This is a genomic window from Bacillus sp. 5B6 (assembly GCF_000259405.1).
GTDB classification, from domain to species: domain Bacteria; phylum Bacillota; class Bacilli; order Bacillales; family Bacillaceae; genus Bacillus; species Bacillus velezensis.
On record NZ_AJST01000001.1, the window covers coordinates 3,777,793 to 3,788,165 of the forward strand.

A 10,373-nucleotide genomic window follows, 5' to 3' on the forward strand; every position below is an offset into this window, starting at 1 on the left:
GTATTTTCAGTATATTAGACGTGACATGCAAGCAAAGGTTTCGTTTTGGATATAAAAAGTTTTTTTTGGAGGAAGTAATGAAAATTAAAGAAATTATTGTAGTCGAGGGACGGGATGACACTGCGCGCATAAAACTTGCCGTTGATGCGGATACGATCGAGACAAACGGTTCCGCAATCGGAGACGAAGTCATCAGGCAGATTCGGCTGGCGCAGGAAACGAGAGGGGTCATCGTGCTGACGGACCCGGATTTTCCGGGGGAAAAGATCCGGAAAACCATTTCTGAAGCAGTACCCGGCTGTAAACACGCATTTCTGCCCAAACATCTTGCCAAACCGAAAAACAAGCGCGGCATTGGCGTTGAGCACGCATCCATTGAAAGCATCAGAGCATGTCTGGAAAATGTGCATGAAGAGATGGAGGCAAAGCCGAGTGAGATTTCAGCTGAAGATGTCATACAGGCCGGTCTGATCGGCGGACCGGCTGCCAAAAGACGCCGCGAACGATTGGGCGACCTGCTGAAGATCGGCTATACAAACGGCAAGCAGCTTCAAAAACGGCTGCAAATGTTTCAAATCAAAAGAAGTGATTTTATTGATGCGCTCGATGCTATGAGGCAGGAGGAACAGGATGAACAATAAAGATATCGCGACACCTATCAGAACGAAGGAAATTCTGAAAAAGTACGGTTTCTCTTTTAAAAAGAGTCTGGGACAGAATTTCTTAATTGATACAAATATATTGGACAGAATTGTGGACCATGCGGAAATTACGGATCGGACCGGGGTCATTGAAATCGGGCCCGGAATCGGCGCGCTGACAGAGCAGCTTGCCAAACGGGCGAAAAAGGTCGTCGCGTTTGAAATTGATCAGCGCCTGCTGCCCATTCTCAATGATACGCTGTCTCCATATGACAATGTAACGATCATTCATCAAGATGTGCTGAAAGCAGACGTTAAATCCGTCATTGAAGAGCAGTTTCAGGATTGTGATGAAATTATGGTGACGGCGAATCTCCCATATTATGTGACAACGCCGATCATCATGAAGCTCTTGGAAGAACATCTACCGTTAAAAGGGATTGTCGTGATGCTGCAAAAAGAGGTCGCTGAGCGGATGGCCGCTGATCCTTCCTCTAAGGAGTACGGATCGCTTTCCATTGCGGTTCAGTTCTATACGGAGGCCAAAACCGTCATGACCGTCCCGAAAACGGTGTTTGTGCCTCAGCCTAATGTTGATTCAGCCGTCATCCGTCTCTTGCTTCGTGACGGCCCGGCGGTTGACGTCGATAATGAATCGTTTTTCTTCCAGCTGATTAAAGCAAGCTTCGCACAGCGCCGGAAAACCTTGCTGAACAACCTTGTGAACAATCTTCCGGGCGGAAAAGAGAAAAAAGCTCAAATTGAAGAAGTTCTTCAAGAAACGAATATTGACGGAAAGCGGCGCGGTGAATCCCTGTCCATAGAAGAATTCGCGCTCCTGTCCAACGGATTGCATAAAGCCCTTTTCTAAGAGGGCTTTTTGTTTTGCGTCACCACTTGGACTGCCGCTACATAGGCTAGAGGAGAACCTTATTCATTCAACTGCAAGAAAAGCTTGAAACATCAAGCGCCGCAGCGGAAAGAGGTGTATTTGCCAAGACTTCTTTCATGATGAGGCTTAGTCTATTTGTGGAGTGGGTAACGTGCAATTTCAAATAGGAGATATGGTAGCCAGGAAATCCTATCAAATGGATGTTTTATTTCGCATTATCGGTATAGAGCAAACAAGCAACGGAAATTCAATTGCCATCCTGCATGGTGACGAAGTCAGATTGATTGCGGATGCTGATTTTTCTGATTTGGAGCCTGTCAGAAAAGACGAACAGGCCATGAGAAAGAAAAGAGATGAAAGCAGGATGAATGAATCTCTCGAGCTGCTCCGCCAGGATTATAAGCTGCTTCGGGAAAAACAGGAATATTATGCGACAAATCAATATCAGCATCAGGAGCACTACTTTCATATGCCCGGAAAGGTATTGCATCTGGACGGCGATGAGGCCTATTTGAAAAAGTGCCTGAACTTTTATGAAAAAATCGGTGTGCCGGTATACGGAATTCATTGCCATGAGAAAAAAATGCCGGCATCAATTGACGAGCTGCTTGATAAATACAGGCCGGATATTTTAGTCATCACCGGCCATGATGCATATTCCAAGCATAAGGGAGGCGTGAACGATTTAAGCGCCTACAGGCATTCCAAACACTTTGTCGAAACCGTTCAAAAAGCGAGGCGTAAAGTCCCTCATTTGGATCAGCTGGTTATATTCGCGGGGGCCTGTCAATCTCATTTCGAGTCTTTAATCAGAGCAGGCGCGAATTTTGCAAGTTCGCCGTCACGCGTCAATATCCATGCGCTTGACCCGGTATATATTGTCGCGAAAATCAGCTTCACCCCGTTTATGGAGCGGATCAATGTATGGGATGTCCTGAGAAATACGCTGACGAGAGAGAAAGGGCTGGGAGGAATTGAAACGAAGGGTGTGCTGCGTGTCGGTATGCCGTATAAATCAAATGGATGAGTGATAAAACCCGCATATATTTCGCTATGCGGGTTAATTATTTTACATATTGATACATAAATTTCCGGAACTTGTGAAAAATAACGCAGAAATCAATAGAATTTTGTCAAAATAATTTTGTTGACAATGACTTATTAACGTTGATATAATTTAAATTTTATTTGACAAAATTGGGCTCTTGTTGTACAATAAATGTAGTGAGGTGGATGCAATGGCGAAGACGTTGTCCGATATAAAAAGATCGCTTGATGGGAATTTAGGTAAACGGCTTACGTTAAAAGCAAACGGCGGCCGCCGAAAAACGATTGAGCGTTCGGGCATTTTAGCTGAGACGTACCCTTCTGTTTTTGTGATACAACTAGATCAAGACGAGAATTCGTTTGAAAGAGTTTCATACAGTTATGCTGATATTCTGACTGAGACTGTTGAATTGACATTCAATGACGATACGGCAAGCTCAGTAGCATTTTAATGGGCAGTGAACCTTTTGTTTACTGCTTTTTGTTTTGCCTTCCAAAGCTCTTCTAATTATTCCCTCGAAAGTTTCAGCCGATTAAACGGAAGCTATAGGTGTCACATGTTTTATCGTGGCGTGCACGAATGGTGATCAATTCTATAAAAGGGGTTGTTTCGTTTGGGCAGACGTCGTGGAGTTATGTCAGATGAGTTCAAATATGAGCTGGCGAAGGACCTTGGTTTTTACGATACGGTGAAAAACGAGGGCTGGGGAGGCATTCGGGCGCGTGACGCCGGGAATATGGTAAAGCGCGCGATTGAGATTGCCGAACAGCAGATGGCGGCTCAGAACCAAAATAACCGATAATGCAGTGGCCCGGGGGACAATCCGTTCCCCGGTTTTTTCTATCGGCTGTCAAAACCGGCGTCAATTTCGGATAAGTACCTCCGGGTCTCCAAATGTGATACAATGTTCATACTTATGTTTAGATGGAGAAGTAGGTGAAAGCTATGCGTATTTTAGAAAAAGCGCCGGCCAAAATCAATCTGTCCCTCGATGTGACGAGTAAACGCCCGGATGGTTATCACGAAGTGGAGATGATCATGACGACAATTGATTTGGCAGATCGGATTGAACTGACAGAACTGCCCGAAAACGTTATCAGAGTGGCGTCGCATAACCGCTTTGTTCCGGATGATCAAAGGAATCTGGCTTATCAGGCAGCCAAACTGCTTAAAGAACGGTTTCAAGTCAAAAAAGGCGTTTCCATTATGATTACAAAAGTGATCCCTGTTGCGGCAGGGCTTGCCGGCGGAAGCAGCGATGCGGCAGCCACGCTCAGAGGGCTGAACAGGCTTTGGGATTTAAAGCTTTCTGTCGAAGAGCTCGCGGAGCTTGGAGCTGAAATCGGTTCAGACGTGTCCTTCTGTGTATACGGAGGCACTGCCCTGGCAACCGGACGCGGTGAGAAGATCAGGCACATCAGTGCTCCGCCTCATTGCTGGGTCGTGCTCGCCAAACCGACGATCGGGGTATCGACTGCCGAAGTGTACCGCCGGCTGAACTTACAGCAGGTTCGGCATCCTGATGTGCAGGCGATGATTGACGCGATTGAAGAAAAAAGCTTCCAAAAGGTATGCGGACAATTAGGAAACGTATTGGAGTCGGTTACGCTCAGCCTCCATCCCGAGGTGGCGATGATTAAAAATCAAATGAAACGCTTCGGCGCTGATGCGGTGTTAATGAGCGGAAGCGGACCGACTGTATTCGGTTTGGTTCAATACGAATCGAAGGTGCAGCGGATTTATAACGGGTTAAGAGGTTTCTGTGATCAAGTGTACGCGGTGCGGATGATCGGCGAACAGAATGCTCTTGATTAAATCCGTATATTAAGTTATATTATTTTTAAATTATTCGGATTTTGGGGGTAAGTTCATGAAGTTTCGTCGCAGCGGCAGATTGGTGGACTTAACAAATTATTTGTTAACCCATCCGCATGAATTAATACCGTTAACGTTTTTCTCAGAACGGTATCAATCAGCAAAGTCATCAATCAGTGAAGATTTAACGATTATTAAACAGACCTTTGAACAGCAAGGCATTGGGACGCTGCTTACAGTGCCGGGAGCTGCCGGAGGCGTCAAATACATTCCGAAAGTGAAACAGGCTGAAGCAGAAGCGTTTATACAGGAGCTGGGACAGTCCTTAGTAAATCCTGAGCGTATCCTTCCGGGCGGTTATGTATATTTAACGGATATCTTAGGAAAACCCTCTGTCCTCTCTCATGTAGGCAGGCTTTTTGCTTCCGTTTTTGCGGAGCGGGAGATTGATGTGGTGATGACCGTTGCGACAAAAGGAATCCCTCTTGCTTACGCAGCGGCCAGTTATCTGAACGTTCCGGTTGTCATCGTGCGAAAGGACAATAAAGTGACGGAAGGCTCCACGGTGAGCATCAATTATGTATCAGGGTCATCTAACCGCATTCAAACGATGTCGCTTGCGAAAAGAAGTTTGGCTACGGGTTCGAACGTTTTGATTATTGACGACTTTATGAAAGCCGGCGGCACCATTAACGGCATGATCAGTTTGCTTGATGAGTTTAATGCAAACGTCGCGGGAATAGGTGTCTTGGTTGAAGCCGAGGGAGTGAATGAACGGCTTGTCGATGAATACATGTCACTGCTCACGCTTTCAACCATCAATATGAAAGACAAAACGATTGAGATTCAAAACGGCAATTTTCTGCGATTTTTTAAAGAACAGCATTTAAAGAATGGGGAGACAGAAAAATGACAAAAGCAATCCATACAAAACACGCGCCGGCAGCGATCGGGCCATATTCACAGGGAATCATCGTAAACAACATGTTTTACAGCTCAGGCCAGATTCCTCTTACTGCTGAAGGAGAAATGGTAAACGGTGATATCACAGAACAAACGCATCAGGTGTTCAGCAATTTAAAAGCTGTGCTGAAAGAAGCGGGCGCTTCTCTCGAGACGGTTGTCAAAGCAACGGTGTTTATTGCTGATATGGAGCAGTTTGCGGAAGTGAATGAAGTGTACGGACAATACTTTGATGTACATAAGCCGGCAAGGTCTTGTGTGGAAGTGGCGAGACTGCCGAAAGACGCTCTCGTGGAAATTGAAGTCATTGCGCTGGTGAAATCTTAAATCTCAGAAAAGTGGTTCCGGTCTCCGGGATCACTTTTTTTATGCAGTATATGATCCCCAAATATGGTTTATCACCTAATTGTGTATGTATATCCTATATTTTCAAAAAAACTTTTTGAAACGTGCAGGAATTTAAAAAGAATCGTGGAATTGTTAGACTAATGCTTTTATATAGGGAAAAGGTGGTGAACTACTGTGGAAGTTACTGACGTAAGATTACGCCGCGTGAATACCGATGGTCGCATGAGAGCGATTGCATCCATCACGCTGGATCACGAATTTGTTGTACATGATATTCGTGTGATTGATGGAAACAATGGTCTTTTCGTTGCGATGCCGAGTAAACGCACCCCTGATGGAGAATTCCGCGATATTGCTCATCCTATTAATTCCAGCACGCGGGGCAAGATCCAGGATGCTGTTTTAAATGAGTATCATCGTTTGGGTGATTCTGAAGCATTAGAATATGAAGAAGCCGGGGCTTCTTAAACATAACAAAATGTAAGGACTGCTGATAAAGGCTGACACAAGGCCTTTTCCGGCAGTCCTTTTTTAAATCTGATTTTTCAGTAATAAAGCGATTACATAGAAAATTCTTGCACTTTTTGATGTCTTCTTGAAATCAACAGCTATTTAGGATATATTTTTCTATGGATAAAAGGGATATTGGAGGCCATTAAATGGATAAGCGGTTTGCAGTGATTTTAGCTGCCGGAAAAGGAACGAGAATGAAATCGAAGCTTTACAAGGTCCTTCATCCGGTATGCGGAAAGCCTATGGTAGAGCACGTCGCAGACGAAGCTCTGAAATTATCTTTAGCGAAGCTTGTCACCATCGTAGGACACGGCGCCGAAGATGTGAAGAAGCAGCTCGGACAGAAAAGCGATTACGCTCTCCAAGCAGAACAGCTCGGTACGGCTCATGCGGTCAAACAGGCAAAACCATTTCTTCACGGAGAAAAGGGTGTCACGATCGTTATTTGCGGCGATACACCGCTTCTGACGGCGGAGACGATGGAAGCCATGCTGAATGAACATACAGACAAAGGTGCAAAAGCCACGGTGTTAACGGCCGTTGCCGACGATCCCGCCGGATACGGAAGAATCATCCGCAGTGAAGACGGCGCCGTTCAAAAAATCGTGGAGCACAAGGATGCTTCGGAACAAGAACGTCTTGTGAAAGAAATTAACACGGGAACGTACTGTTTTGATAACGAGGCTCTTTTTCGTGTCATCGAACAGGTTTCGAATGAAAATGCCCAAGGCGAGTATTATCTGCCGGATGTGATCGAAATCCTCAAAGACGAAGGCGAAACTGTTGCCGCTTACCAGACTGGTAACTTCCAAGAGACGCTCGGAGTGAATGATAGAGTCGCTCTTTCTCAGGCTGAAATGTATATGAAAGAGCGTATTAACAAACGGCATATGCAGAACGGAGTCACTTTAATCGATCCGATGAATACGTACATCTCACCTGACGCACGTATCGGACAAGATACAGTTATTTATCCCGGAACTGTGTTAAAGGGACAAGCTGAAATCGGCGATGAATGTGTCATCGGCCCTCACACTGAGATAGAGGACAGCTCAATCGGCAGCCGCACTGTGATTAAACAATCCGTTGTCAATCGCAGCAAAGTTGGGAATGATGTAAATATCGGTCCTTTTGCTCACATCAGACCCGATTCCGCAATCGGCAATGAAGTGAAGATCGGAAACTTTGTTGAAATCAAGAAAACACAATTCGGCGACCGGAGCAAAGCATCTCATTTAAGCTATATCGGTGATGCCGAAGTGGGCACGGATGTGAATCTGGGCTGCGGCTCCATCACGGTCAATTATGATGGGAAGAAAAAGTATTTAACCAAAATTGAAGACGGCGCCTTTATTGGCTGCAACTCCAATCTGGTCGCTCCTGTTACAGTAGGAGAAGGCGCGTACGTCGCTGCGGGTTCAACCGTAACTGAAGATGTGCCGGGCGAAGCGCTTGCCATTGCCAGAGCAAGACAAGTAAATAAAGAAGATTATGTGAAAAATATTCATAAAAAATAATCCTAAAATCGGAGGTTTACCATGTCTAACGAATACGGAGATAAGAATTTAAAGATTTTTTCTTTGAATTCAAATCCAGAACTTGCAAAAGAAATCGCGGATAATGTAGGGGTTCAATTAGGAAAGTGCTCTGTTACAAGATTCAGTGACGGAGAGGTCCAGATCAACATAGAAGAAAGTATTCGCGGCTGTGATTGCTATATCATTCAGTCTACAAGTGCGCCGGTTAATGAGCACATTATGGAATTGCTGATTATGGTTGACGCTTTAAAGCGCGCTTCCGCGAAAACAATCAACATTGTCATTCCGTACTACGGTTATGCGCGCCAGGACAGAAAAGCAAGATCACGTGAACCGATTACGGCAAAACTTTTTGCAAACCTGCTTGAAACAGCGGGTGCGACACGCGTGATCGCGCTTGATTTACACGCGCCGCAAATTCAAGGTTTCTTTGATATTCCGATTGACCACTTAATGGGTGTTCCGATTTTAGGCCATTACTTTGAAGGTAAAGACTTGAAAGATATCGTCATTGTTTCTCCTGACCACGGCGGTGTGACGCGCGCCCGCAAACTTGCGGACCGTCTGAAAGCGCCGATCGCGATTATCGACAAACGCCGTCCTAGACCGAATGAGGTAGAAGTGATGAACATCGTCGGTAACGTGGAAGGTAAAACAGCGATTCTGATCGATGATATTATTGATACGGCCGGCACAATCACACTTGCCGCTAACGCGCTGGTTGAAAACGGAGCTGCAGAAGTGTATGCATGCTGTACGCACCCTGTACTGTCAGGCCCTGCCGTTGAGCGGATCAATAACTCTAAAATCAAGGAGCTTGTCGTAACGAACAGCATTAAGCTTCCTGATGAGAAAAAAATCGACCGCTTTAAGCAGCTTTCTGTCGGACCGCTTCTGGCTGAAGCGATTATCCGCGTTCACGAGAAACAATCTGTCAGCTATTTATTCAGCTAAACCGAAACTTTAAGGTTTAAATCCCAGTTATTGTGGGTATTGTTCTAATAGGACGATAAAACGATAATTAGGATGGTGCTGAATATGGCAACTTTAAAAGCAAATGAAAGAACAGATTTTAAACGTTCGACGCTTCGGAAAATCCGTCATTCAGGACATGTTCCAGGGATTATATACGGTAAAGAAACAACGAATACGCCTGTCTCTTTAGACAGTGTCGAATTGCTTAAAACATTGCGGGACGAAGGAAAAAACACGATTATCACAATTGATGTCAACGGAAATCAGCAATCGGTTATGGTGACGGATCTTCAGACAGACCCGCTCAAAAACGAATTGACGCACGCCGATTTTCAAGTCGTGAATATGAGTGAGGAGCTGGAGGCCGAGGTGCCGATTCAGCTGACGGGAGAGGCGAAGGGAGTCAAAGACGGAGGCGTCATCCAGCAGCCGCTGCATGAGCTTTCGATCAAGGCTAAGCCGAAGGACATCCCTCAGACAATCAATGTTGATATTTCAGGACTTGAGATGAATGATGTGCTGACCATCGCAGATCTGACTGCTGACGGCAATTATACATTTACAAACGATCCGGAAGAAGTCGTGGCTTCCATCCTTCCTCCTAAGCAGGAAGCTTTCGAAGAAGATGCAGAACCGTCTCCTGGGGAAGAGCCCGAAGGAGAAAATCAATAAGCGCTTTAAGACGTAACCCGCCCGAGGTTACGTCTTTTGTGCTAGAATGAGAAGAATTACAGCGATGTTGAGGGAGGATTTACGATGCTTGTGATTGCCGGTCTCGGTAACCCCGGGAAAACCTACGAGAACACGAGACATAATGTCGGCTTTATGGCCATTGACGAGCTTTCTAAAGAATGGAATATTGAACTGAATAAAACGAAATTCAACGGACTTTACGGAATGGGGTTTGTTTCCGGAAAAAAAGTTCTACTTGTTAAACCGCTTACATATATGAATTTATCAGGGGAATGTTTGCGGCCGCTACTGGATTATTATGATGCCGATCATGAAGATCTGAAAGTCATATACGACGACCTTGATCTTCCGACGGGGAAAATCAGGCTCCGGACGAAGGGGAGCGCAGGCGGGCATAACGGAATTAAATCGCTTATACAGCACCTCGGAACCCCTGAATTTGACCGGGTCAGAATCGGAATCGGCCGCCCCGTCAACGGAATGAAAGTCGTTGACTATGTACTGGGAGCTTTTACGAAGGAAGAAGCGCCGCATATCAATGATGCCGTCTCAAAAACCGTAAAAGCCTGCGAAGCTTCCTTAACGAAACCATTTTTAGAAGTCATGAACGAATTTAATGCAAATGTATAAGATAAATAATGGGAGACCATACTAGGGAAAAATGATTTTTTTACATCAGGAGGTCCAACGTATGGCTTTGCATTATTTCTGCCGCCACTGCGGCTTTAAGGTAGGGAGCCTGGAATATTCGACGGTGCCGACACAGTCACTTGGATTTCAGCACTTAACAAATGAGGAAAGAAACGATATGATTTCATATAAAGACAATGGAGATGTCCATGTTCTTACAATTTGTGAAGACTGCCAAGAGGCGCTGGAGCGCAATCCGCACTACCATGAACACAATACATTTATTCAATAAGAAGCTTTGGTGTAGATTCTAGACC

General features: G+C 45.2%; 14 protein-coding genes. All 14 read left to right on the top strand.

Annotated elements, in window-relative coordinates; genetic code table 11:
• Positions 1-77 precede the first annotated feature (77 nt).
• Complete coding sequence (gene rnmV, locus MY7_RS18155; protein WP_004264696.1) at positions 78-641, top strand: ribonuclease M5; 564 nt, start codon at positions 78-80, stop codon at positions 639-641.
• Positions 631-1,512, top strand: a complete 882-nt coding sequence (gene rsmA, locus MY7_RS18160; RefSeq protein ID WP_007615171.1) for a 16S rRNA (adenine(1518)-N(6)/adenine(1519)-N(6))-dimethyltransferase RsmA — start codon at positions 631-633, stop codon at positions 1,510-1,512. Before rnmV ends, rsmA begins: the two co-directional genes overlap by 11 nt.
• 172 nt (positions 1,513-1,684) lie before the next feature.
• On the top strand, positions 1,685-2,560 hold the full coding sequence (yabG, locus tag MY7_RS18165; RefSeq protein WP_025284083.1) for a sporulation peptidase YabG: 876 nt from the start codon (positions 1,685-1,687) through the stop codon (positions 2,558-2,560).
• A gap of 211 nt (positions 2,561-2,771) precedes the next feature.
• A complete protein-coding gene (gene veg, locus MY7_RS18170) occupies positions 2,772-3,032 on the top strand; it encodes a biofilm formation stimulator Veg (RefSeq protein ID WP_007615173.1) in 261 nt (86 codons plus the stop codon).
• A gap of 162 nt (positions 3,033-3,194) precedes the next feature.
• Positions 3,195-3,383 (top strand): small, acid-soluble spore protein, alpha/beta type, encoded by a 189-nt coding sequence (locus MY7_RS18175; protein ID WP_011996172.1) that lies wholly within the window; start codon positions 3,195-3,197, stop codon positions 3,381-3,383.
• A gap of 143 nt (positions 3,384-3,526) precedes the next feature.
• Positions 3,527-4,396, top strand: coding sequence for a 4-(cytidine 5'-diphospho)-2-C-methyl-D-erythritol kinase (ispE, locus tag MY7_RS18180; protein ID WP_007409927.1), 870 nt, complete (start codon positions 3,527-3,529; stop codon positions 4,394-4,396).
• 55 nt (positions 4,397-4,451) lie between these two features.
• Positions 4,452-5,309, top strand: coding sequence for a pur operon repressor (purR, locus tag MY7_RS18185; protein ID WP_004264666.1), 858 nt, complete (start codon positions 4,452-4,454; stop codon positions 5,307-5,309).
• Entirely contained in the window at positions 5,306-5,686 is a 381-nt protein-coding gene (ridA, locus tag MY7_RS18190; protein ID WP_004264663.1) for a 2-iminobutanoate/2-iminopropanoate deaminase, read from the top strand. Before purR ends, ridA begins: the two co-directional genes overlap by 4 nt.
• Positions 5,687-5,881: 195 nt before the next feature.
• Positions 5,882-6,175 (top strand): septation regulator SpoVG, encoded by a 294-nt coding sequence (gene spoVG / locus MY7_RS18195; protein WP_004264660.1) that lies wholly within the window; start codon positions 5,882-5,884, stop codon positions 6,173-6,175.
• 191 nt (positions 6,176-6,366) lie between these two features.
• Positions 6,367-7,737: a bifunctional UDP-N-acetylglucosamine diphosphorylase/glucosamine-1-phosphate N-acetyltransferase GlmU gene (glmU, locus tag MY7_RS18200; RefSeq protein ID WP_004264658.1), complete on the top strand. Its 1,371-nt coding sequence runs from the start codon at positions 6,367-6,369 to the stop codon at positions 7,735-7,737.
• Positions 7,738-7,758: 21 nt separating this feature from the next.
• The gene (locus MY7_RS18205; protein WP_004264656.1) at positions 7,759-8,712 is read left to right on the top strand and encodes a ribose-phosphate diphosphokinase; all 954 of its coding nucleotides are present in this window, start codon (positions 7,759-7,761) and stop codon (positions 8,710-8,712) included.
• Positions 8,713-8,796: 84 nt separating this feature from the next.
• Positions 8,797-9,405, top strand: a complete 609-nt coding sequence (locus tag MY7_RS18210; RefSeq protein ID WP_029326252.1) for a 50S ribosomal protein L25/general stress protein Ctc — start codon at positions 8,797-8,799, stop codon at positions 9,403-9,405.
• Positions 9,406-9,489: 84 nt separating this feature from the next.
• Complete coding sequence (gene pth, locus MY7_RS18215) at positions 9,490-10,056, top strand: aminoacyl-tRNA hydrolase (protein WP_004264652.1); 567 nt, start codon at positions 9,490-9,492, stop codon at positions 10,054-10,056.
• Positions 10,057-10,117: 61 nt separating this feature from the next.
• Complete coding sequence (locus tag MY7_RS18220; RefSeq protein WP_004264650.1) at positions 10,118-10,348, top strand: anti-sigma-F factor Fin family protein; 231 nt, start codon at positions 10,118-10,120, stop codon at positions 10,346-10,348.
• Positions 10,349-10,373: the final 25 nt, after the last annotated feature.

Bases quoted from the DNA above. Each gene is read 5' to 3' on its own strand.
- rnmV (WP_004264696.1), top strand. From the start codon at position 78: ATGAAAATTAAAGAAATTATTGTAGTCGAGGGACGGGATGACACTGCG.
- rsmA (WP_007615171.1), top strand. From the start codon at position 631: ATGAACAATAAAGATATCGCGACACCTATCAGAACGAAGGAAATTCTG.
- veg (WP_007615173.1), top strand. From the start codon at position 2,772: ATGGCGAAGACGTTGTCCGATATAAAAAGATCGCTTGATGGGAATTTA.
- ispE (WP_007409927.1), top strand. From the start codon at position 3,527: ATGCGTATTTTAGAAAAAGCGCCGGCCAAAATCAATCTGTCCCTCGAT.
- purR (WP_004264666.1), top strand. From the start codon at position 4,452: ATGAAGTTTCGTCGCAGCGGCAGATTGGTGGACTTAACAAATTATTTG.
- ridA (WP_004264663.1), top strand. From the start codon at position 5,306: ATGACAAAAGCAATCCATACAAAACACGCGCCGGCAGCGATCGGGCCA.
- glmU (WP_004264658.1), top strand. From the start codon at position 6,367: ATGGATAAGCGGTTTGCAGTGATTTTAGCTGCCGGAAAAGGAACGAGA.
- MY7_RS18205 (WP_004264656.1), top strand. From the start codon at position 7,759: ATGTCTAACGAATACGGAGATAAGAATTTAAAGATTTTTTCTTTGAAT.
- MY7_RS18210 (WP_029326252.1), top strand. From the start codon at position 8,797: ATGGCAACTTTAAAAGCAAATGAAAGAACAGATTTTAAACGTTCGACG.
- pth (WP_004264652.1), top strand. From the start codon at position 9,490: ATGCTTGTGATTGCCGGTCTCGGTAACCCCGGGAAAACCTACGAGAAC.
- MY7_RS18220 (WP_004264650.1), top strand. From the start codon at position 10,118: ATGGCTTTGCATTATTTCTGCCGCCACTGCGGCTTTAAGGTAGGGAGC.